Source organism: Salinimonas profundi, assembly GCF_014750655.1.
GTDB lineage: Bacteria > Pseudomonadota > Gammaproteobacteria > Enterobacterales > Alteromonadaceae > Alteromonas > Alteromonas profundi_A.
This window is the reverse complement of sequence record NZ_JABBXD010000007.1, coordinates 115,740-137,857: the sequence shown is the minus strand read 5'-3', so window position 1 is coordinate 137,857 and position 22,118 is coordinate 115,740. Positions and strand designations below refer to the sequence as shown.

General features: G+C 43.5%; 19 protein-coding genes. 7 read left to right on the top strand and 12 right to left on the bottom strand.

Annotated elements, in window-relative coordinates; all coding sequences use genetic code 11:
- Positions 1–121 precede the first annotated feature (121 nt).
- From prsT to HHX48_RS12930, 3 genes are all read left to right on the top strand, one after another.
- Positions 122–2,704 (top strand): XrtA/PEP-CTERM system TPR-repeat protein PrsT, encoded by a 2,583-nt coding sequence (prsT, locus tag HHX48_RS12940; protein WP_191025767.1) that lies wholly within the window; start codon positions 122–124, stop codon positions 2,702–2,704.
- 104 nt (positions 2,705–2,808) lie between these two features.
- Positions 2,809–3,870, top strand: a complete 1,062-nt coding sequence (locus HHX48_RS12935; protein WP_191025765.1) for an acyltransferase family protein — start codon at positions 2,809–2,811, stop codon at positions 3,868–3,870.
- A 182-nt stretch (positions 3,871–4,052) separates the two neighbouring features.
- Positions 4,053–5,033 (top strand): sulfotransferase family protein, encoded by a 981-nt coding sequence (locus HHX48_RS12930; protein WP_191025763.1) that lies wholly within the window; start codon positions 4,053–4,055, stop codon positions 5,031–5,033.
- Positions 5,034–5,059: 26 nt separating this feature from the next.
- On the opposite strand, the gene HHX48_RS12925 is transcribed toward HHX48_RS12930, so the two are convergent.
- Genes HHX48_RS12925 through HHX48_RS12905 form a run of 5 tightly spaced genes read right to left on the bottom strand, consistent with a single transcriptional unit; the run spans position 5,060 to position 10,538 of the window.
- On the bottom strand, positions 5,060–6,556 hold the full coding sequence (locus tag HHX48_RS12925) for a right-handed parallel beta-helix repeat-containing protein (protein WP_191025761.1): 1,497 nt from the start codon (positions 6,554–6,556) through the stop codon (positions 5,060–5,062).
- Positions 6,557–6,593: 37 nt separating this feature from the next.
- A complete protein-coding gene (locus HHX48_RS12920) occupies positions 6,594–7,490 on the bottom strand; it encodes a glycosyltransferase (protein ID WP_191025759.1) in 897 nt (298 codons plus the stop codon).
- Positions 7,491–7,530: 40 nt separating this feature from the next.
- Positions 7,531–8,859 carry an O-antigen ligase family protein gene (locus HHX48_RS12915; protein WP_191025757.1) on the bottom strand — a complete coding sequence of 443 codons (1,329 nt, stop codon included), beginning with the start codon at positions 8,857–8,859 and terminating at the stop codon, positions 7,531–7,533.
- A 6-nt stretch (positions 8,860–8,865) separates the two neighbouring features.
- Complete coding sequence (locus HHX48_RS12910) at positions 8,866–9,417, bottom strand: arsenate-mycothiol transferase ArsC (RefSeq protein WP_191025755.1); 552 nt, start codon at positions 9,415–9,417, stop codon at positions 8,866–8,868.
- Entirely contained in the window at positions 9,414–10,538 is a 1,125-nt protein-coding gene (locus HHX48_RS12905; protein ID WP_191025753.1) for a glycosyltransferase, read from the bottom strand. The genes HHX48_RS12910 and HHX48_RS12905 overlap by 4 nt, the downstream gene beginning before the upstream one ends.
- A gap of 118 nt (positions 10,539–10,656) precedes the next feature.
- Here HHX48_RS12905 and HHX48_RS12900 point away from each other — a divergent pair, with 118 nt between their 5' ends.
- Genes HHX48_RS12900 through HHX48_RS12885 form a run of 4 tightly spaced genes read left to right on the top strand, consistent with a single transcriptional unit; the run spans position 10,657 to position 14,463 of the window.
- Positions 10,657–11,814, top strand: coding sequence for a carboxylate--amine ligase (locus HHX48_RS12900; RefSeq protein ID WP_191025751.1), 1,158 nt, complete (start codon positions 10,657–10,659; stop codon positions 11,812–11,814).
- A 5-nt stretch (positions 11,815–11,819) separates the two neighbouring features.
- Entirely contained in the window at positions 11,820–12,803 is a 984-nt protein-coding gene (locus tag HHX48_RS12895) for a polysaccharide deacetylase family protein (protein WP_191025749.1), read from the top strand.
- Positions 12,804–12,837: 34 nt separating this feature from the next.
- Complete coding sequence (locus HHX48_RS12890; protein ID WP_191025747.1) at positions 12,838–13,680, top strand: hypothetical protein; 843 nt, start codon at positions 12,838–12,840, stop codon at positions 13,678–13,680.
- 3 nt (positions 13,681–13,683) lie between these two features.
- Complete coding sequence (locus tag HHX48_RS12885) at positions 13,684–14,463, top strand: sulfotransferase family protein (RefSeq protein WP_191025745.1); 780 nt, start codon at positions 13,684–13,686, stop codon at positions 14,461–14,463.
- A gap of 36 nt (positions 14,464–14,499) precedes the next feature.
- On the opposite strand, the gene HHX48_RS12880 is transcribed toward HHX48_RS12885, so the two are convergent.
- From HHX48_RS12880 to HHX48_RS12850, 7 genes are all read right to left on the bottom strand, one after another.
- Complete coding sequence (locus tag HHX48_RS12880; protein WP_191025744.1) at positions 14,500–15,321, bottom strand: hypothetical protein; 822 nt, start codon at positions 15,319–15,321, stop codon at positions 14,500–14,502.
- A gap of 42 nt (positions 15,322–15,363) precedes the next feature.
- On the bottom strand, positions 15,364–16,269 hold the full coding sequence (locus tag HHX48_RS12875) for a hypothetical protein (RefSeq protein ID WP_191025742.1): 906 nt from the start codon (positions 16,267–16,269) through the stop codon (positions 15,364–15,366).
- A complete protein-coding gene (locus HHX48_RS12870) occupies positions 16,262–17,122 on the bottom strand; it encodes a glycosyltransferase (protein ID WP_191025740.1) in 861 nt (286 codons plus the stop codon). Before HHX48_RS12870 ends, HHX48_RS12875 begins: the two co-directional genes overlap by 8 nt.
- A gap of 11 nt (positions 17,123–17,133) precedes the next feature.
- Complete coding sequence (locus HHX48_RS12865; RefSeq protein WP_191025738.1) at positions 17,134–18,960, bottom strand: ABC transporter ATP-binding protein; 1,827 nt, start codon at positions 18,958–18,960, stop codon at positions 17,134–17,136.
- Positions 18,961–19,004: 44 nt separating this feature from the next.
- Positions 19,005–19,754 (bottom strand): glycosyltransferase, encoded by a 750-nt coding sequence (locus tag HHX48_RS12860; RefSeq protein ID WP_191025736.1) that lies wholly within the window; start codon positions 19,752–19,754, stop codon positions 19,005–19,007.
- Positions 19,755–19,762: 8 nt separating this feature from the next.
- Positions 19,763–20,608: a glycosyltransferase gene (locus tag HHX48_RS12855; protein WP_191025734.1), complete on the bottom strand. Its 846-nt coding sequence runs from the start codon at positions 20,606–20,608 to the stop codon at positions 19,763–19,765.
- 251 nt (positions 20,609–20,859) lie between these two features.
- Positions 20,860–22,116, bottom strand: a complete 1,257-nt coding sequence (locus HHX48_RS12850) for a glycosyltransferase family 4 protein (RefSeq protein ID WP_191025732.1) — start codon at positions 22,114–22,116, stop codon at positions 20,860–20,862.
- Between the last annotated feature and the right edge of the window lie 2 nt (positions 22,117–22,118).

Genomic DNA, 22,118 nt, shown 5'->3' with positions numbered 1-22,118 from the left:
AAGGCGACCGTGTGTCGCCTTTTTTGTGCCTGATCAAAAAAGTGCTGCATACGTATATGCTTTAACTTTTTTAATAAACCGCTTACAGTACAGCGGGTGCCTTATAAAAAATGACGAGTCTATGAAAAAAACACTATCTAAGAAATTTCTTATCGCTGCCCTTCCACTTGCAATCATGGCTGGTTGCGCCGAACAAGATACTGGGAAACAGTTAGAGCAGGCACAAAGTGCACTTAATAACAAAAACTACCAGGAAGCGTTGGTGACATTAAAATCAGCGGTACAAAATTCCCCTGATAGTGCAGAAGCCCGTTTGCTTTTAGCACAAACCTATTTTGAAATGGGTGACATGGAAAATGCGGTGAGTGCTTACGACCGCGCCATGGATGCGGGCGCATCGACTGTAAAATTAACTGACAACTACGTTAGTGCTACTTACGCTTATGCCGATAACGCTGCGACGTTACAGGCAATTGAACAGCTACGACAACGAGACGACTTTCAACGTTCTGATTTTGTAGATATTATCGAAGCACTGGTGCTGGGTCGTCAGGGCGACAAATCTGAAGCCCAGGCGATATTGGCTGAGCTTGACAGTGCAAACCTGGCTCAACGTGAAGCTACACTGCTGACGCTGGTTGATCACTTTGTCGTTAATACGCAGACAGCAAACGAAGAAATTCTTCAACGTGCTGCAGCTAAAAGTTCCGATGACTGGGTGACGCAATCGCTAATCGCAGAGATCCAGTACGGCATGGGCAAAACGGAAGTGGCACTGGAAAACTTTCGCCAGCTTCTGGAGAAAAAACCCGCCTTTTTACGCCTGAACTTTAATATTGCTGAATCACTAATTCGTCTGCAACAGTTTGAAGAAGCTAAACCCTACATAAACGAAATACTTAAACGTTACCCCAATCAGGCTCTGGCGAACCAACTATCCGCAATAGTTGCAATGTCTGAGGAAGACTTTGAAACCGCTACACGCCGTATTGAAAAGGCGCAGAATGCGGGGTTGAGCTCTGCCCTCACCCACTATGTGGCAGGCATGTCTCACTTCAAACTAAAAAATTATGAGCAGGCCATCGCGAATCTTGAGCGTATTGTGAATCAGGTTCCGGCAAATCACCCTGCTAAACAAATGTATGTCGCGGCCAAATTACAAACCGGTGCCAGCAATGATGCACTGGAAATTTTCAATCGCAGTCCTGAGATGGTTGAAGATAACACGGAGCTTTCCGTTGTTACGGGCATGCGCCTGATCCAGGATGGGTTTTCCTCCGGCGCTAAACAAATCCTTTCTCAGGTTGACGCAGAGAATATTCAGACAGAGCAGCAACGCCAGGAAGTGGGTCTGTTCAAGTTGATTGCCGGTGATGAAACCGGCATGGAAATGGTTCGTCAGTCATCACAGCGTATTCTGTCTCAGGAAGCCGAAGGCAATACCAAACAGGCTAAGCTTATTCTCCTGACCATGACAGCCAATGAAGATGGCGAGGAAGCGGCTCGTGCGCAATTACAACAATGGCAGGAGCAGGAGCCTGATAATATTGAGAATTATTTGATTGCTGCTGAGTTTGAAAAATATCAGGGCAACTATGATGCGCTGGATGCGATTTATGACAAAATTGCGCAGCTAGACAGCGGCAACAGTGCGGCGCGTAATCATAAAGCAGCCCGCGCACTGGAGCAGGAACAATACGACGCAGCCTTTTCACAATTTATGGCGATTTTGTCTGACTCTCCCAACGATGAACCTGCACTTCGCGGAGCTTTCCTGTCGGCACAGAATAGCCAAAACGCAGAGGCCAATGTTAAAAAACTGGTATCTGAGATGACTGGCAATGACGACGCGTCCCAATACACCAAAATGTATACCTATGTACTGACCGGAGATACCCGCCGCGCTATCGATATCGGCAAAAATGCAAACTTCCCGATGGAGACCAAACCAAAAGCAGAGTTTTTGCTGGCACGCGCATTTTTACAATCAAATCAGTATCAAAAAGCCGAATACCGCCTGAATAAACTGGTTGAAAACGAAATGTCGACGCCGGCGGTTTACTATATGCTGGGCCGCACACAAGCACTGCAGGGCGCACACGATACAGCCATTCGTACACTTAAACCGCTGATTGAGCAGGATTCTAATGTGAGTGATAGGGCAATATTGCTTACAGCGGACATCTATCTGTCGAAAAAGCAACCGCAACAAGCCCAGGCCACGCTTGAAAAGCTATCGGATGCTCAGCGCCAAACAGCCGCTGCGCGCCTGATTCAGGGTAAAGTGGCAATAGCCAATGGAAACGCCGGTAACGCAATCGATGGCCTTCGACAGGCTTATGAAACATCACCGAACAATAGTACTGTTCAAACGCTTTACCGCGCTTTGAAAGCCGATGGTCAACATGAAGCAGCATTGAGCCTGCTCGATTCCCATTTACAAAATACCGACAACGCTGGAGATACTCGCGAGCTTTACGCTAACGAGCTGGCAAAATCAAATCCTCAGGCATCTATTGAGCAATATCGTCAAATTGCCAATGATGACAAATCTAACTGGCGTGCAATGAATAATCTCGCCTGGTTACTGAATCAGGAAGGTCAGCAGGACGAAGCCCACAGATGGATTCAGCAGGCGTTAAAGGTAAAGCCCAATCAAAGCGCACTTTTGAATACTAAAAAAGAGATTGAAGCGCAAATGTAGTGATTAGCGAGCCCGATTTTTTAGGCGGGCTTGCTTTTTGTCTATTACACTTTGTTATCTCCCACTCTTACCATCCCTAACCTCATAAAAAAGTATATCCGCATATGAATCAAAGCCAGCAGTTTAGCGTTAGTAAGGAACGTCTCCCAGGGCTAGACCTGGTCAGAGTATTGGCGGTTTATTTTATTATTCTCAGCCATGCAGGCTTTGAAACATTCCGGGGTATAGGTGTCCCTTTTCTTTTAGCGCTATCAGGCTTTCTTATCACTAACTCTTTGCTTAAAGAGATTAATGTAAAAAAATCGATAAATACTCCCAGATTTTGGAGGAATCGATTTTTGAGAATCGCTCCTGCTTATTACACATTTATAATCGCAGCTTTTATTCTCGACACGGTAATCCTAGGGGACTCATGGGAAAACAATCTACTTTTCTTTGCTGCGACACATACTGTTAATTACTTCAACGCTCTACATGGCCATGGTTCAGGTATGGTTGCTCATCTGTGGACACTCTCAACGATGGAGCAGTTTTATCTTGTCTATCCCCTGCTACTCATCGGTGCATTTAAATCATCCAGACCTGTTACTGTATTGATCACTTTTGTCGCATTGAGTATTGGTTGGCGCATGTTGATATATACTGAAATTGTCTCTTTTGACAATAAGATACCCTGGATTTATAACGCGCTTGATACGAGGATTGACTCATTATTAATTGGCTCTCTTGCGGCATTCCTTCTAACTAAAAAGCCTTATGCTTCTTTTTCATTACCCAATTGGAGCTGGTTATTAGTAATGTTCACTGCTGGCTATGGACTTAATCTATCTAAATCTTTGCCTGACTTTCATTACACCATTGGCTTCGCGTTTGAAGGCAGTCTCGCTATAATTGTAATGCTATGTATTATGAAACTATCAGAAGCGAAATGGTTGAGCATAGTAAATGGCAAACTCATTACGAACCTGGCAAAGATTTCTTACCCTATGTACCTCTATCATCCAATCGGCCTTGGGATAGGTTTCAAGCTTTCCGATAATTTTCTTTTTGGGATGTTGTTAGGCACCGTTAGTATTTTAATTTTAGCAACCATATCATTCTTGGTTATTGAAAAACCGTTCATGTATTTACGTATAGAGCATAATGTGAAAGGCGCATTTCGCTAAAACCTAGTGTTTCGCCTCCCCTTCTTCTGTTAACGCCTTCCCATTGACAACCCCTTAATAATTAACACTTACCTGTTCATTTACTAACCATTTAGTGCTATTTTTAGTTACATCACTGCTGACCGCCCTTTAATCATTTACTCGATGCGGTCTCGATTAATAGCACCTAATAGGTAAAAAGGATGAAAGTATCCAAGGATTTTATACCTGTATTTGTTGTTGGCTCAGCACGCTCAGGTACTACTATGATGGCGAAATTGCTCTCATCTCACTCTTCGTTTTATGAATACCGAGCCGAGACTTTAATTTTAACGGTTTGCAGAAAAAGATATGGTGATATTTTTGGTAACGAAGAAAAAAAGCTGACTTTTTTGAGTGACTGGTTTGAATCGCGGCAGTTTGAAAGGTCAAATCTAAGCAAAGAGCAATTTATTGATATCCTGAATAAAAGTACTAGCTACCCTGAGTTGCTTGTTCGCTTTTTAAGTACTATGACGAACAACGCCAATAAACACTTTATCGTGGATAGTACACCGGCTAATGTGAGGTATGTTAAGGACATTTTGAAGGTGTATAAAAACGCAAAGTTTATTTGGATGGTAAGAGATGGACGTGATGTCAGCATATCTCAGGAGCGTCTTGGATGGGTAAATCCGCCCTTTCCTTTTAGAGCCAAAAGCGACAGGTTAAATTATACCCTAATTAACTGGAAGCTCATCAACGCAAATTGTATTAACCACAATAATAGCAGTATATTTCGAATCAAGTACGAAGAGTTTCTAAATGATCCCTACCATTATGTTGAACAAGTTTCAGAATTTTTAGGCACAGATCCATCGAAATACGATGTAGCAAGCGCGCTCAACCCTCAAAAGTCGAACAGTGCATTTAGCGACGTACGCAAACATGGTGTTTTTAAACCCGTGGAGAGATGGAGAGAACTGGACGCTACGCTTGTTAATGATTTTACTTACGGTTGTTCAAACTTTTTCAAGATGCTGGAATATTCTGTTCCTTCGTCGGCGATAAGCTTTAGAAGCTTTTTCAGGTATTACTATTTTTTATTCCATCTTAAAGCAAAGAAAACCCTCAGTGATTATCATATTTTTTCAAGAAAAACGACTGAGACACTTGAAATAAGACGACAAAAAAAGGCGCCTTGATAGCGCCTTTTTTGTGATAAGACTATTTAGTCTCTTTTGTATCCAACTGCTCCTGAGTACTCTTTCGCATAGCCAACAAGATTACCCTCAGTATCTGCTATAAAATCTGCCGAGGTACCTGTAAGGTTTGGATAGTATGTCTTAGTAATAGAAGTATTAATTGGCTTATTACTAACAACAACATTCCCATCGAACATATATTTATTTTTACCCTCGAAACGGATCCATGTGATGCCGTTCACAAAGGTATTTCTATAAATATACGAGTTGTAATGCTTGCCGTCCCAAGAGCTTTGCCCAGCGAATCGTAACGCATTAGCTCTGTCATATTTACCATTAAAAACAATTTTATTCCAGGCAACTTCATGGTCATGAGGAATCTCAGGCGACTCTTTCCCATACCCTATACATATACCGCCACTAGTTACATTGTCGTAGACATGATTATCCCGAATCGTGACAAAACTAGTCGTGCCTTTTGCCCAAAACCCACAGGAATTATCACTGTTCTTTGCTCGATTGCCTTCTATTAGCACATAACTTGAGTAGTAAATATCTACATAAGAACCGTTACCACGACCATTATTAAACTGATCGTGAAGGTTATCTTTATATAGAATGTTCTTTTTATGAGATCTTCTGTCAGAAATGAATACGCCGGCAGGATTGTCGTTGCCAGCCGTTCCCATGCCATGATTGGTGAATGTATTTCTCCACCAGGTGGCTCGGGTGACATTGCCAATAGCCCAAAAGAAATGCGCATTGCTAACATCCTGGCGGGAGTCGGTAAAATGCAAATCCGCTATGAACAGATCTGTCATCTTTCTGGGGTCAGTAAAAATTTTTGCTTTTGACGCGTCTATAACAGGTAATTCGCCGGGAAAGCCGATCAAGGAAGGAGTCTTCGAACGTGAATCGAGTCTCACATTTCCATTAGTATCTTCACCGCCGATGAGACTATATTTGCCATCCCTGAACACTATGATTTTATTGTGATATTTTTTATCCCCCCTATCTCCCTTATACCAGTCACTGACATCTTCAAGTGGCTGCTCAATTGTGCCTTTTTTATCTCCTGTATAGCCGTCTTTGATAAACACAAATTTGCTATTATCGATGGTCACTGACCAGGTTAAGTCTACCGTATTGCCAACCTTATCTGACACTCTGACACGAAATGACGTCTTGCCACTGGCAGCAGATTCAGGGTCCCAGGATATAACGCCATAATTATCTGAGCCCTGCGTATTACCAATTGTTGCACCTTCTGGCCCCTCTACTAACGTGTAGGTAAAAGGCCAGGCTCCCCCCTGAACACCTACGGGAATTTCATAAGGCATATCCGTATGTGCCCATCGGTGGCGAGCGTAAGATTGTGTTTCACAATCAGGCCGCGGATAGACAGGGTGCATTGGCATCTTTGCCTCATAAGACCACTCTGTAATTTTATCTTCAGCATGCACAGTAAGAGATAGTTGAAAAGAAATTAATACTGCCAGGACAAAGGTACCTAGTAATTTCATATAGACTGCCTTAACAATTTTTAAAGGGGTGATTCACTTAAGTTGACTCAAGTGTAGACAATACATTGCTTTTTGCACGGTCTAAACGACTGTTGTAGCTCATTTTAAACTGGGTTATGTTATCTGCTGCGTTAGTTAGCAACGCTTCGTCGATACTACGATTCAACGCACCACTGTTGTTTTTAGTATAAAAGGCTGCATTACCAAATAACTCACGATTTACCGGGGTATCAGATAAGATAACTTTCTGAGAGGCTGAAATTGCCTCGTAAGCACCACATACCAAACAATCTTCCCGTTCTGTCAGGTCAACAATTGCTTTGGCATCATGAAGTAGCCCAACGTATTCATCCTCATCCACGAAGCCCGCTAAAATAATATTGTGAGGTAAATTTTTTAAGTCTGCTTCACTAAAATATTTTCGAAAATTTCCGGAAAAAATAAAGTTTAAGTCTGAGCGGGCTTTCGCTACTTCAATATAGACTGAAATTGGTTCATCTTCGGCCCAGGAACATACCACGAAAACAAAATTTGAGTAGTCCGGCTTTTTAGGCATCGTTAAGTCTGGTAAAGGATCGCTGACAACCGCACTGAGTATTCCTTTTTCCGTCAAATAATGTTTCAACGGTTCATTCGTGACAATAACGCAGTCTGACGCCCTGAGGATTGTAAGATTAAACCATTGAAGAACCGGATATTTCCCTTCCTTTGGTCTAACGCCGGCATTATGTGCATCGATAATCAACTTATACCCAAAGATCGGTTTTGCAATCACCGCAAGCGCAGACAAAACGATTGAAGGATTTTGGACAAACACAAAGCGATATCCGCTTTTGAAGATTTTCACCGTCTCTGTAATGCAGTGAAGGTATCGGAAAAAACGTTTCCGGGAAGACAACACCTGCTTATAGTCTGCGTCAAATAATTTAGCCATTGAACGGTTTCGAGGTTGCCGTTCCCATGTTATCCATACCTTATCGTACTTCATTGCTTCTCAACTTATATTGTGGCTCCACCAGCGAATCTGTTCTCTTATTGCTCAAGGAGTTAATTAATGCAGTTTGAAATGCGATAGAAAGCCATAAGAAAGGATAGTAGCCCACCGTTACAAACTGCCCTGCTATAACAAAGCCGACAATACCAACCTTTAAAGCAGGCCATAAAAAGTGGTACACCTCATCTTGTTTAGTTTGATCGCGTTGCGATGAAATAAATGTCACTCTCTTCTTAAGCAGTGCATTAGCTATGAGCAATAAATATGCAAAGAGCCCAGCGAAACCGGCATCCGTCCCAATTTGTATAAAAATGTTATGTGGTAGCTCTGCATAATCGTAAAGAACATCTTCCGGATAATAGGTTTCGAAATAGGGCCTGAAATTAAAATAGCCTACACCCAACGCAGGATGGTCTTTCATCATCTCCCAACCGTTTTCCCAATATAGCTGCCTTTGCATTGATGATTTATCAGTACCAATGGTCGTATAGCGATCCTTTTGCTCTTGGGGAAGCACCTGCCACCCTATATAGCCTGTAATTAATATTCCGATAATAACTTTAGGTTTAAAAATTTGTCGCCAGAACATTAATAGCAATTGTACTACGAGAGCTATTTGAGCGCCTCGACTACTGGAGCCAAGAATCGTTAGCACTGGACATATAGTGGCAGCAAGTAGAACTATTTTTTCCCATTTCCCAACATCACCTTTCAAGGCTTTATAGAGATAAAACCCTATAGGAAATAGTACTAGCATTAAAATCGCTAATTCACCGGAGTTTTCGAAGTAGCCGGACGGCCCTTTTAATCCCCAGGATGTGAACCCAAAGCCTCTCATCGCCCAGTTTTTTGTTGTGCCAATAGCGATTTTCAAAGCACACAAAAAGAACACAAGGAATAACGTATAAAAGCGCTCTCTGGTAGTTACTATTGTAGTAATAAGAAGAAATATTATTACCCATTGTATGAAGTATATATAGTACTGTATCGACCAGCTAATATTGAATGCTGTAACCATAGATAAATGTAAGATAACAGTGAAGAGGAGAAGCAGTGCATGCGTCCCAGTAAACCGGAATTTAGCTTTGCTATCTGAAAACAACCCTACAAAACTGAGTAATAAGAAAAACTGCGCCCAGGGCATGAAGTCTAAAAACGTAAATATTGACTGGGGCCGGAACATTTCCACAAACATATACCCACAGATGCTTTTGAACGCCAGAGATTCCGATTTAAAGTAGGACCATAAGTTTTTTACTTTTAGAAACAAAAAGTCTGAGTCGTGGAAAGTTTGCGCCTTGGTTTTCATAACGTTCTACTTCTTAATTGTAGTTATTAGCGACAATGTGGCTTCTTCAATCTGTTGCATACATTTATCGAAAAAGGCTTGATTAGTATTGAAGGGATCGTGCAAATACACCGTCTTATTTGACGCAAACTGCCCTATAAGCACTTTATTTACGTTCGGGTAAAGCGCGTTCAGCTCATCCAGGTGGGCCGGTTCCATTACAATGAGTAAATCACCCTTAAGGGGCGTGTAGTCAACCATTTTAGTGGAACGGTGACGTTCCAGGTTGTAACCATGGCGTTTAGCGTAGTCCAGCGTTTTATCGAAGGCCGGATCGCCTCCACGGCAATGCAAACCAAATGAGATAGCCGGAAAGCCAGCTTTCAGACTGACAGCCTCACCAAAGGGACTGCGGCATATGTTGCCACTACACACATAGATTAAACGTGTTGTGTCTTTTATATTGTTGCCATTTGCACTTTTGTAAGCGCCTAACCGCTTTTTGATATTGAACTTAACGTAACGGGCAAGGCCTCGTTTGGAACCATAGGTATCGGCGATATACTGACTGTAACTCAAGAGATTGGCTCCACATTTACTGCTTGCGAAGGAAAAGATGTGTCTACGGCAGCATAGAGCTGCGCGTAGGCATTTACCATGGCCGGTTGAGAAAACGCCTCTTGTACACGCATTATTGCCTGCTGGTTCACTTTACTTTCCTGCCAGGTGCTTACGCTGTTCGCAATGGCATCGGCTAATGCGTCTGCATCAATGTCCACCAATGCGCCCTGCGCTTCATTCTGAATAATTTCCTGCGGCCCGCCACACTTGGTGGCTATAACCGGTAGGCCTGTGGCCATCGCTTCGATAGTACTAATGGAAAACCCTTCAGCGTCTGAGCTTAATACAAAACCGTCGAGGTTTTGCAAATATTCTGCCGTGTCATCAATAAAACCAATAAAGTGGATATTGGTCACGCCCAGCGACTGCATTTGTGCGTCCAACTTTTCTTTAATTGACACTTTCGGGTCGCCGGCAATAACCACCGCTACACGTATGCCGCGCTGATTCAGGCGGTGTACGGTATCAACCAGAATATCATAGCGCTTCGACTTTCTTACATTGCCCAGTGCGCCCAGTAAAAAGGTATCGCTACTGATAGCCAACTCACGCTTTAACCGGGTAACCCGGGCTGTACTATACAGGCTGGTATCAATACCATTATAAATGACACTGGTACGTTCAGGCACTAACAGGTTATGCTCCTGGATCTTTTGCTGAAGCGAGTGACTTACTGCCACAAACCGTGCGATGCCATTTCGCATAAACCACAGTTTCAGGCGTTTAAAACGTTCATTGGGCGACACATCCACCATGCCGTGGTAAGTTGCCACAACGGGCGTTCGGGTAATTAACCCGACGATACTAGCATACACGTTGGAGCCCAGCAGGTGTGACTGGATAAGGCCTATATTGTGCTTTTTTATCAACTGACACAACGACTTAATAAAGCCAACATTAAAGCTGCCTTTTGAGTCAATTATGATCGGTTCTATACCTTTGGCGCGTAATTGCTTTGCCACGTATCCCTCGCCACGAATAACGGCGACAGAATCGGTATTGAGGCCTCGTATTTTATCGGCTAATGTGATGAACACATCTTCAGCCCCTCCCGGGCCGGTTGTGTCAATCAAGTGCATAATTTTATAGGTCATAATGAGGTGTAAGGCGTTAGCCGAAAAACTTCCTATTTTTTACTACTAAAGACAAGGATAACAAGCAAAATCCTTGCTGCATACTGGACATTGTTGTAACGCCATGGAAAAAACCGCAGTATTAATTTTTGATGCAGCACAACGAAGTGCACTGGCCACCACCCGCGCATTGGGAAAGCGTTCTGACATTCAGGTTTTCACCACTGACAGTCACGAACAGGCCTTGGCGGGATGCTCTCGCTACAGTCATCAATACCTGACGTGCCCAAATCCTTCTGATGATACGCAGAAGTTCCTCAACTGGGTTAATGATACCGTAATAAAGTATGAGATTGACTTTTTATTGCCAGTTACGGAAGTCACCAGTCGCACGCTGGTGCAGCACCGTGATGCACTGCCTCCCTGCAAACTCCCCTTCGCTGATATCGATACGTTACTGTCTTTAAGTGACAAGTCAGCCCTGAATCATCTGGCTGAATCGCTTGGTGTTCCTGTGCCTTTTTCCCAGTATTGTCAGCGCGCGTCGGATATCGACCATAGTGCCATCAGTTTTCCCTGTGTGTTAAAGCCTGCCCTTTCAAAGGTGCTGGTTGATAACCAGTGGCTGGAAACCCAGGTCCATATTGTGCATAACGCATCGCAATTACAGCAATTAACTGAAGACAAGGTGTATTTCAATAACCACCCCTTTATGGTGCAGCAATATATTGATGGCCATGGTGCCGGCGTTTTCTGCTATTACCAGAAGGGCGAGGCAAAAGCGTTTTTTGCCCATAAACGTCTGCGGGAAAAGCCGCCTTCAGGCGGTGTGAGTGTATTAAGTGCCAGTGCGCCAATTAATCCTGATATGGAAAAGCATGCCAGAGCGCTGCTCGACGCGGTGAACTGGCACGGTGTGGCCATGGTGGAGTTTCGCGTGGCAGCAGATGGCACGCCTTATCTGATGGAAATCAATACCCGCCTGTGGGGCTCATTGCAACTGGCCATTGATGCAGGCGTCAGCTTTCCGGAACTTTTGTTTGATGGCGAATATAAAACGCTCGAACGACACCGTGGATTCAAAGAAGGCGTGCAGCTTCGCTGGTTATTAGGCGATGTGGATAACCTTTACCTACAACTGAAAGATAAACATCTCAGCACCAGCGAGAAACTTAATGCGGTAGGCACATTTTTAACACCTAAGTTCAGTAACCGCCGTCACGAGATCAACCGTATGGATGATATGGGCCCGTTCTGGTTTGAACTTAAGCATTATCTGTAAGTATTATGATTAAGCAATTAGTAAAAAATACGTTGTCGTTTGCAGCCGGCACACTTGGCTGGTCGATGGTCAGGCGCGGTAACAAGAAGCTGATAATTCTGATGTATCACCGCGTATTGCCGGAAAATGATCCTCGCTATCAGCGCGAAGAGCCGGGTATGGTGGTGTCGGATAAGACCTTTGCCATGCATATGCAAACCCTGCATGATGAAAAAGTGCCGGTTATGACAGTTTCTGACTGGCTGGCGCAACCGGAAATCACCCGCGCGCCGCTGACTGTCGCCATTACATTTGATGATGGCTGGCTGGATAACTATGAGTTTGCCTTTCCGGTGTTAAAACAGTTTGGCTTTCGCTCTACCCTGTATGTAGTGACCGACTTTTTAGGCAAGCCTGCGCCCTTCTGGCCAAATAAGGTGCTTCAGTTATTGTTAGCAGAAGGTGCGCAGCCAACCGACGACTGGGGCCCACTATTGCGGCTAATTGATAAACGCATTTCGCTGCCCTTAAGCAGGGATGAAGCCGCCCGGGTCATTGATCATTTAAAACGCCATTCAGATCATGAAATTTATAACGCACTGGCGGCCATTCCGGCAAAACAGGATAGCCCTGTTGAGATGATATCTACTGAGCAGCTGCTTGATGCGAAAGCTGCCATGGGTGTAGAGGTTGGCAGCCATACCCGCCGTCACTACAGGCTTAAGGAAGGACTAAGCGAGACGCTTTTGCAGGAAGAGATTGTTGAAGCCCAGCAAATTTTGCAAGAAATGACTGGTGCGCCCGTTACCACATTTTGTTTTCCTAATGGTGACTTTTCAGAGCAGGCATTTGATATTGTAAAAGCGCATTACTCAGCTGCCGTTACCACAATGCGTGGTATTAATGAGGATGGCAGCTTGAATCCGCATAAACTACTTCGTATCGGTGTTCATAATGATATCAGCGATACGCCTATGAAATTCAAAGCCAAACTATCAAATTTCTTTTAGTTGTTAATTTTTAAGAAAAAGGAAACTCGTTTTAATGAGCGATAAAAATTTGAAGTATAAGTACGTTATTACCTCTGGGTGGTGGTGTGGCGATGACCCGAATGAAAAGCGAGTTCGTTACGGAAGCGAAGAAATACGATCAGTTTCCTTTTTTCGTAAGTGGAAAAAATCCGTGCTGAATAACACGCAGCCGCAGAAAATTCTCATTGTCGACAGCAACTCCCCGACGAAACCTGATCCAGAAGATCTGAACGATGTTGAATTTGTTTCGTTGTCTGAAAATGCGGGACACAGTACAGCACATACGGGGAAATACTGTGGCTACATGCGCTCAGTGATAATGGGACTGACTTACGCCTCTCTGTGCGACTGCGATTACTGGGTCTATGTTGAGCAGGATGCCTTGTTACAGGGTGAAGGGGTGATTGAGCATTGTATTTCTAAAATGAATACGCCATTTATGTTTGGGAATGCAGCCGGGGTTCCACAGCTTTTACAGCAAAGCCTGATTATCATTCGCCGGGATGGGTTCGAGGATTTTCTGAAATACCTGAATAATATTGAACTTGCCGACAATCAAATGCCTCCCGAAACAAAGTTCGCGCTGGCCGCAAGTCCTAAGCTGCGCAAGCTTCCGCGAATCCTGTTTATGCCTAACACTAAAAACAGCTGGATGCGCAAAAAGATGCGCCCATTAATTAGGTTTCTCGTCGCTCGATTACGTGGCTATGAAGATTTGCCTATAGGGTATGGACGTGCAAGACCCATAGATTTTAGTGATACCTATCTGTATTTCCAGCATGCAAGTGAAGAAGAGCTTTCAGCGTATTACACACAAAACGAGGATCATAAAAACCTCGACCTGGTGAAGGATTAAAACGTGGTAGATAAAAACTTTATTTTTTTAGCGGGTCATCATCGTAGTGGCACGTCTTTGTTACATGAAATTATCAGAAATCACGATGATATAACCGGCCTTACTAACACAGACGTCCCAGAGGATGAGGGGCAACACGTGCAAAGCGTGTTCAAAAGTGCTAAACATTTTGGCGGCCCCGGTAAGTATATTTATGAAGCTGAGTCTTATATGAATGAGACTCACCCACTTGTATCTAGTAGCTCTGCGCAGCAAATCTGGAATGACTGGTCACGTTACTTTGAAACTGAATCATCTCACTTTATTGAGAAAAGCCCGCCAAACTTAATTCGATCGCGGTTTCTTCAGGCCTTATTTCCAAACAGCAAATTTATTGTTATTTTGCGGCATCCTGTGGCGGTCTGTTATGCAACACAGAAGTGGAGCAAGACATCTACACAGTCTTTGATTGAGCATACATTGCGTGGCTACGAAATTTTTGCTGAAGATGTCCGTCATCTGGAATCCGTATATGTATTACGATATGAAGACTTTGTCTGCTCACCCCAAGCTAACATCAATAAAATTTTCTCATTTCTGGGAATGACCCCCGTTACGGTAACGCATGATGTCAGACCAAACGTCAATGAAAAATATTTTGATATGTGGAGAAAAGAAAGAAAATCGATTTGGAAAAAAGTCAGCTTTCCTGTTTCCACTAAACTCGAACAGCGATTTCAGCGTTTCGGGTACAGTCTTAAAGATATTGAGGCACTGCCGGATAGCAATCTCTTGACACGGTAATCATAGTTCATAGGGTTGATTAACATATACCACTATTCAAAGTTGTGGCTTTGAATAGTGAATTCCCGCTCTTTCGTAAATCCGAAAAATCATTCTCTCATTCTTCTCTATATAGTTCAGTGCTTTAGGCGTCCATATTTTCTCTCGATCTTCAGACATTTCAGTAACATTCATACGCTCTTTAGATTTCGCATAATCACTATATTTTTTTGCATAACCATGAGCGGTGAGCAAATTGGCAAGCTGATTATTCAAATCTTCCTGCTGTATAAAATGGATATCCGCAATGTCATCAAATGGCTTTTCACTATTGATATACTCTCGAGAAAGGCTTGATAAAGTTTTTTCAGGTTGCTTGAAAAACATCTGAATAAACTGAACAGTCTGGTCCCCCACTCCCTCAATATTTTTTCCTTCCAACCGGCCGTGGATCATAGCCATTTGCATCAAATCCACGTACTCATCTAATGAAAGATCGGGAAAATTTGGAAAATTTTTCTCTAGTAACTCAGCTTTTAAGGGGGGAAATTTCTGCCACCACTTATAAGTATAAGCGGACATGAAGCGAGAATAAGGGTTTCTGATAATCGTGGTAACTTTTTTATCCCGATATTTGTGCGGTATCTGACAGAAGCACCCATGTTGGTCTTTGGGACGCTTTACGTGCTTCACCTTGATATTGGGCAGCATTAATTCCTCAAAGAAAGGCTTTGATGTAACGTGCAAAGCATCGGTTATCTTCCTTGTGAAGCTTCGGTCTGCTAACTGAAGCTCGTGAACTTCTTTTAGAACGGCTCTGGCGAAGGTGCTACCAGTTTTGGGGTAATTAATTAATACAAATGAGTCCGTTATTACCATAATTAATCCTTAGTAAAAGCTTAGAGTCTCCTCAGTGGTAGATTATCGAACAATGATGCCAGGCCATCTGATGTCAATTTCATCCAACTCCTGCCTGTATCGTTGTTGTACTACCTTTTTTTGAACTGGTGTAAAGAAGCTGAATTTCTGTTCATCGGTCTCTGCAGAATACTTTCGGTAAATATCATCGCATTTACTTTCCCACTTTGAACCGCTCTCCACCACGTTTTTTTCATCTACAATTAGTTGCTCGATATTGACTATCGCGGCTTCGCTTGGCGTCACTGTTTCTCGGGGCCTTTCGATAACAGGAACATGTTGTTTCGGACGCTCAATAAAATGGCGAATTACATCAGAAGAAGCATTTTTATAATGCTCCTGCGTCCACACACTTAACGACGCGTTTGGTAAACTGTTTTTCAATCGCTCAATTAGAGGAATCCATGAGGGATAAATATCTTCATTAAACGCATTCTGCAACTTTTCTTTAGCAATAAGCGCTTCTCTTGGATGGTATTTTAAGGCAGTGCAGTAAGCTCCCGACAGCACAGAATCAAAACTTCGGATACTTAAGAATAATTCTGTCGGCGCTACTTTTAAAAGCGTATTAAGAAACGTGAAATCTATGAACGCAAACGGTTGGATATCACAAAGATGTATACAGTCACCAAGAATATTTTCTTCGGATAAGAGCAAAACCGAATCATTGTCACAATCTTTCATTAAGTCTTTAATTAGTGTGCGATTCTTGAAAAACTGAAGTCGATGTTGTTTTAGGCGCTTTCCCCGGGCAAGCTTTCTTATAATGGGTCGGTAATGCTCGCGTTCAAGATAGATAATATTTTCATTTTTTAAAGTTGGAGCAAGATGAGCAAGCGTATCCTGAAAATGTGTGGTGGCAGTTTTGTGCGCTCCGATGTGAGCACGGATGGCTTTTGGCTTACTCATTATCAAGTTTTCGCTGATTGTGCTGGCGAGCTGCAAGTAAATATCGAATTGCAGAGTTAATCTCAACTTTGGTCTTATGCAACGGTTGCTTGCGAATTTTGAAAAACCAGAATTTCAAGTATCTGAGTTTTTGTGTTTTACATTTAAATGCGCGCTTAGCGTAATAAGCACCACGGCCTATGTCATAGCCATAGCGCAACTTTTCCAGTTCATCCTGGGTTTTGCGCCCGTGATCGTGAGAAACAACAATAGAAGGTATATATTGCCCCTTCCATCCAAGCCGAAGACATTCAGCGACCGTGTCTACATCCTCACAAGGAAAAGCTGCCCCGGCCCCAAACAAGGCATCGAAGCCTTGCGCAGCCACCAGAGCTTCTCGTCTGAACATAAAATTAGCACCGTGAATCGCACCTGGCCGCATGACCTGTCCGGGAGTATAAAATTCCGGTGTTTCTGAAAGTTTGATTGTCACGGGCAGATCGTCGGGATCATGTAAAAGCACGCGGCCACCGGCAAACCCCAACTGCTCATCGTTAAATGCCGAAGCGATTTGTTCCAGATAATCAGCGGCCGGGTAGCAGTCGTCATCAGTAAAAGCAATGATGTCATAACTTGCCTGGGCAATACCCGCATTGCGTGCATTGCCTAATCCTTGCGCCTCTTCTTTTTTATAAACAACAGGGAAGGATGCCTGTTGAGCGAATTCCTCAATAACCTGTGCTGTGGCGTCAGAGCTGTTGTTGTCGACAACAATAAGTTCCCACTGATCATCAAAATTAAGCGCTTCAAAAGATTTAAGACACTGCAACAAAGCCGGGGCACGATTATATGTACAGACGATAATAGAAATCATCGACCTTTCCCCTATACATTATTTTCTAATTGTTTGTGCGCGTGCTCATCACCGTAGACCAGCTCCCGGAAGTAATCTGACTTTTCAAGTAGTTCATTGTAGGTACCCGCCTCGGCAATTTTTCCTGATTGAAAGACAAATATATTGTCACACTTTTCAACTGTGGATAATCTGTGAGCGATCATGATAATAGTCATCGACTCAGACAATGTTCTTATTTCCTTCAAAATATTACGCTCTGTAATATTATCCAGGGCACTGGTCGCCTCATCAAGAATCAGCATGCTGGGCTCACGATACAGCGCTCTGGCAATTGCCAGTCGCTGGCGCTGACCACCACTTAATAAATCACCATTCTCACCGACTTTTGTCTCATATCCGGCACTCATTGACTCAATAAAATCGTGGATATTGGCACGTTTAGCGGCCAGCTTTACTTTTTCTTCATCCACTTCCTCGTCCGGTACCCCAAACGTAATGTTCTTGGAAACCGTATCGTTTATCATGAAGATGTTTTGCGGTACGTAGCCGATAGAATGCTGCCAACGCTTGACATTAATCCCTTTTAGCGGTGTATCGTCGATGTCAATTTCACCAGAATCTGTCGTAATAAGGCCACATACCAGATTCGCGACAGTGGTTTTTCCTGCACCTGAACCTCCCACAAATGCAACAAGACTATTTGCAGGCACGGTAAAGCTCATGTTTTTAATGGCTGGCTTAGGTTCATTTGGATAGGTATAGGTAATGTCGTCAACCTTTAACGCATCTTTCAACGTCAGGCTTTCAACTTCCGCTTTATCTTTTTTCGTCGCGGTAAGCACGGCGTCATCAAATTCCTTACTTACGTCCCAGACTACCTTTCCATGCCCTTTTAAAATCGTTATTGATTTATAGATGCCCTGCGCTGCAGGCAATATTTTGTAGCCTGCCATCGCGTAGAAACTCAGGGTTGATACCACCGATGTGCCATTGCCTTCGGTAATCAACATATAAAGAGCCAGCGAAATTATCGCCAAAAAGATGACCGTTTCAACAATAAAACGCGGTAAGTCTCCGGCCAGAGAAATATAAGAGCTCGCATTCAAGCCACGTCGCGTCGTGCGATCTAAACGGTTTTCATACCAGTCTTCGATATGCATAAGTTTAACATCACGGATGCCGCGAATACTTTCCTGCAAAATTTCCAGTTTTTGCCGATTGACATTGGTAACTGTTTTCCCCGACTGAACCGTGCGTTTACGCACTACCATATAAATTACATAGTAGATTGCCCCCACCACAATGCCTGATACAAACGCCAGCATCGGATCCACTGCGAATAAGGTGACGATGATCATTAGTACGATTAAGAACTGAGAAACCAACTGCAGTGATGGCTGCATAACCATGTAGATCATTCGGGGTATCTGCCCGTTGATTTTATTGATCATGTAGCTTGGGCTGTTTTTCATAAAGTAGATGTATTGATTCGCCATATACAGACCAAATAAACGTCTTTGAAGCTGAGAACCAATTGACACAGAAACCCGAAAGGAAAACCAGAGCACTACAGCGGATATGAGGTTTCCAAAAAATATTACAAAGCAAACAATCGCGCCATAAAGTATTAAAAAATTAGTAAAACTGTCTACGCCAGAAAAATCATAAATCGCGCTGTATATAGGATGCGTTTCAACTAACTCCGGCGCTGTAATAATTGCGATAAATGGCGCGATACTACCGATTGTCGCAATTTGTGCTAAAGCAGATATAAAGAATAAAACCTGCAAAGCGTAAACTTTGACGCGCTGCCTTGTGTTAAGCAACCGAAAAAGTTCTTTCAAATCGTTAAACATGAAACTTAAACCTCAAACAATTGTATTGTTTTGCATGTTAAAAATTAAAATTTATCCAGTATAGATACAAGAACCGGGCTTTTAGAAAGTAATTTTCGCATCGCGGTTGACTTAAGCAATGCACTGTCTCGCTTAATCATTTTTAACCGCCTCCCCTTTAGCCCTGCATAATGAATAAAGTATTTACTGAAACGTTGATTAAAACTTCCCCACGCCTTTGTATAGTTAAAGGAACGATCTACATATTGCATTGGGATATTATGTTGATTAACACGATAATTGAAAATGCTCTGATCGTTGAGCCCCGATACCAAACCATTTTTCTTGGCATCTATCCACTTGTCTATTAACCCATCCGTAGTATTAAGTAGCGACTTATATTTGTCTGTGAATAAAACAACACCAGAGTTAAAATATTTGGCTGTCCACTCCACATCGCCTAACGTACTGTTAAGCGCATTTTTCTCATTCATCGCTGCCTTATAGACGTTTTCTACCTCAATAGCCATAACGCGGTCACCCTCGTGCAGCGAAAAAAGATCGGGCGCATCGGGCGACACCAATATGTCGGAGTCTATATAAAGTACCTTTTCGTACTCTTCGAAAAAATCAAAGATTTGATTTTTTTCATAGTACGGACTTAGCGTTTCTGAAATACCGGTTTTTCCCATTACTTTAAAGTCAGCGCCAACTTTTTGAGCATAGTCTCTCATAGTGGGGAGTGTATATTCTGCTAATGCTTCTATTTCTTCGCCGATGACCAGGGTCGTAATAAGAAATCGTTTTTGTGCCACAGGCTTACTCACTTCTTAAATTGCGACAGCGGGATATTGAAATGCTCAATACACGCCTGAAACTGTTTGTCGTTACCGCCACCGCCAACATTTTGCGGGCCCAGTTTAGCATCTTCCTGACTGCCTTCCGTAGTGGGATATTCCTCAAAATAGGGTCTGACCTTTACCGCACTCGTGTTGTTTATCAGCGCCATCGCCTTAAACCAGATGTCATCGGCTTTAGGGGATAACGTTTTAAATAGCGCTATGTTAGTGGCTTCCTGGTGCAAGCTGCCCGGCGGATAAAGTACACCACCGACTCCGGTGGGAAAAATACAATGATCGGGACCCACATGACCCTGTGCCAGCCACCCCCATTTAATATAGGGCTGCATATCGCCACTATTATCAAACTTAATATAGTGGGCGCGATGACAGTGAATAGCATCAGGGACCTTCAGATAGCTGGTAACCAGCTCCTGTAACCAGTGTTTTGGGTAAAGGGTGTCATCATCAGCCGTTACAACAACGGCATCAGGATAATGCATCAACGACGGCACCAGTTTAGTGTGCGGTCCAACATCCTCACACCGTCTGACTGTCAGACCGGCCTTTTCGAGCTGCTTCACATTGTCAGGCAGTTCCCCGCTGGTTTCAGACAGCCAAAGTATAATCTTTGACGGCTGTAATGACTGCGACAGCAACGAATGAATGGTTAAATCTATAAGGTGCAGACGCGACGCTATAGAGGTTAAAGAGACAATTAACTCTCTGCCATTTTCCAGCTTTCCGCCTGGCTTAAGCACTGACTTATCTTTTTGAAGTCGTCTGATAAGCATTGCGTCTTTGAGTTTTTTTAACTGCTTCCTGATCATCTATCCTTTTCTACCTCTTACATAATTGACCCGGCGGGTCTTCAACTTTCAGTCGTCAGCGCTCTTAGAAAGTTTTGTTGCTACGCTTTGAGCCCCAAGTGGCCTTGCCGTAGCTAAAAAATGTCCGCTGGGCATTAATGCCCGCGCAAATCTCATAAAAAATCATGAGTCAGATGTGTTATACAGCATGGCTGCTGTAAAAGACTTCCTGCTCGAAATAAAAATTGCGATCTGTTTAGGTGGCTTATCACCTATCGGATAATGTCACGATAGTACGCGTTCATCCGATCGCCAATTTTATCGGCACTGTAATGATGCTCTACCCACTGACGCGCTGCTGCCTGAATATTCAGCCACTCATCTTTTTTATTAATGACAGCATCGATTGCACTTGCCAGCGCGTCTGCATCCCTGTCCGGCACCAGGTAACCTGATTTGCCATCATCTATACACTCAGGGATACCACCGCTGCGCGTTGCTATGGTGATCAGCCCTGTAGCCTGTGCTTCCTGTAACACTACGCCCTGAGTTTCTTCATGAAAACCGTCCTTTGAGCGCAGGCTCGGCAGAACAAAAATATGTGACTGGCGATAAATCTCAGCCAACTGCTTGTCCGGAATCGCCGAGTGAATACGAATTCGGTCTCCTATCCCCAACCCGTCAGCTTTCGTTGCAATGTTTTCTTTTTCCGGCCCGCTGCCTACGATGGTGTACTGAATGTCATGCCCCTGATCCACCAGTTTTTTTACGGCATCAAGGGCGTAGCGATGCCCCTTATCCGGATGTAATCTACCAACGGTGAGCAGATTGACAGTGCCGTTTTCAGGAAACGGGCGCTGTTGCAATGGCCAGCGAGACAGGTCTATTCCCTGCGGTACAATGATGAACTTTTCTTCCGGTGCGCCCAGCGAAATATATTGTTGTTTGGCAAATTCCGTATTAACGAATATTGCTTCTGCTGTTGCGGTGTATTCGTTTCGCTGCGCATCGGTTATATGTGCCACACCTACAGGCGGCAATCCGTGAAACGTCATAACCAGAGGGGCTTTATTGGCCTGAATAAGCTTAATAAATCGTGCACCGGCTGGTTCGCTGTGAGAATGAATGATATCCGGATTGCAGGCAAATACCGGGCTACTGAGTTTATCAAAAATACGCATTTTGACTGAACGGTCTTTTGCGTTGTAATTGCGCATTAATTGTTGCGTTCGCTGACGCAGCGGCTTATCCGCCATTGCCTTTATATAATCGCGCAACAGCTCAATTTTATCGTCACCTACACACCAGTACTTTTCCAATAAATTGTTTTCAACAATAGCATCGGTAAAAACGGCTTTTTCTTCACGACGGGATACAATTCGATTGTCACCACCGTGACGAATAATCTGTACCAGGTGATTAACCAGCCAGGGCTGAATCAAGCTTGGGAATGAAGCTGCAATAGTGAGAACGTTCACCGCATCGCTATCTCTGGTCTCGGGAAAAGGCTGAAAAAAATTGTTGTTCATAT

Excerpts from the sequence above, each read along its gene's own strand:
- prsT (WP_191025767.1), top strand. The coding sequence starts at position 122 with ATGAAAAAAACACTATCTAAGAAATTTCTTATCGCTGCCCTTCCACTT.
- HHX48_RS12935 (WP_191025765.1), top strand. The coding sequence starts at position 2,809 with ATGAATCAAAGCCAGCAGTTTAGCGTTAGTAAGGAACGTCTCCCAGGG.
- HHX48_RS12930 (WP_191025763.1), top strand. The coding sequence starts at position 4,053 with ATGAAAGTATCCAAGGATTTTATACCTGTATTTGTTGTTGGCTCAGCA.
- HHX48_RS12925 (WP_191025761.1), bottom strand. The coding sequence starts at position 6,556 with ATGAAATTACTAGGTACCTTTGTCCTGGCAGTATTAATTTCTTTTCAA.
- HHX48_RS12920 (WP_191025759.1), bottom strand. The coding sequence starts at position 7,490 with ATGGCTAAATTATTTGACGCAGACTATAAGCAGGTGTTGTCTTCCCGG.
- HHX48_RS12915 (WP_191025757.1), bottom strand. The coding sequence starts at position 8,859 with ATGAAAACCAAGGCGCAAACTTTCCACGACTCAGACTTTTTGTTTCTA.
- HHX48_RS12905 (WP_191025753.1), bottom strand. The coding sequence starts at position 10,538 with ATGCACTTGATTGACACAACCGGCCCGGGAGGGGCTGAAGATGTGTTC.
- HHX48_RS12900 (WP_191025751.1), top strand. The coding sequence starts at position 10,657 with ATGGAAAAAACCGCAGTATTAATTTTTGATGCAGCACAACGAAGTGCA.
- HHX48_RS12895 (WP_191025749.1), top strand. The coding sequence starts at position 11,820 with ATGATTAAGCAATTAGTAAAAAATACGTTGTCGTTTGCAGCCGGCACA.
- HHX48_RS12890 (WP_191025747.1), top strand. The coding sequence starts at position 12,838 with ATGAGCGATAAAAATTTGAAGTATAAGTACGTTATTACCTCTGGGTGG.
- HHX48_RS12880 (WP_191025744.1), bottom strand. The coding sequence starts at position 15,321 with ATGGTAATAACGGACTCATTTGTATTAATTAATTACCCCAAAACTGGT.
- HHX48_RS12875 (WP_191025742.1), bottom strand. The coding sequence starts at position 16,269 with ATGAGTAAGCCAAAAGCCATCCGTGCTCACATCGGAGCGCACAAAACT.
- HHX48_RS12870 (WP_191025740.1), bottom strand. The coding sequence starts at position 17,122 with ATGATTTCTATTATCGTCTGTACATATAATCGTGCCCCGGCTTTGTTG.
- HHX48_RS12865 (WP_191025738.1), bottom strand. The coding sequence starts at position 18,960 with ATGTTTAACGATTTGAAAGAACTTTTTCGGTTGCTTAACACAAGGCAG.
- HHX48_RS12855 (WP_191025734.1), bottom strand. The coding sequence starts at position 20,608 with ATGATCAGGAAGCAGTTAAAAAAACTCAAAGACGCAATGCTTATCAGA.
- HHX48_RS12850 (WP_191025732.1), bottom strand. The coding sequence starts at position 22,116 with ATGAACAACAATTTTTTTCAGCCTTTTCCCGAGACCAGAGATAGCGAT.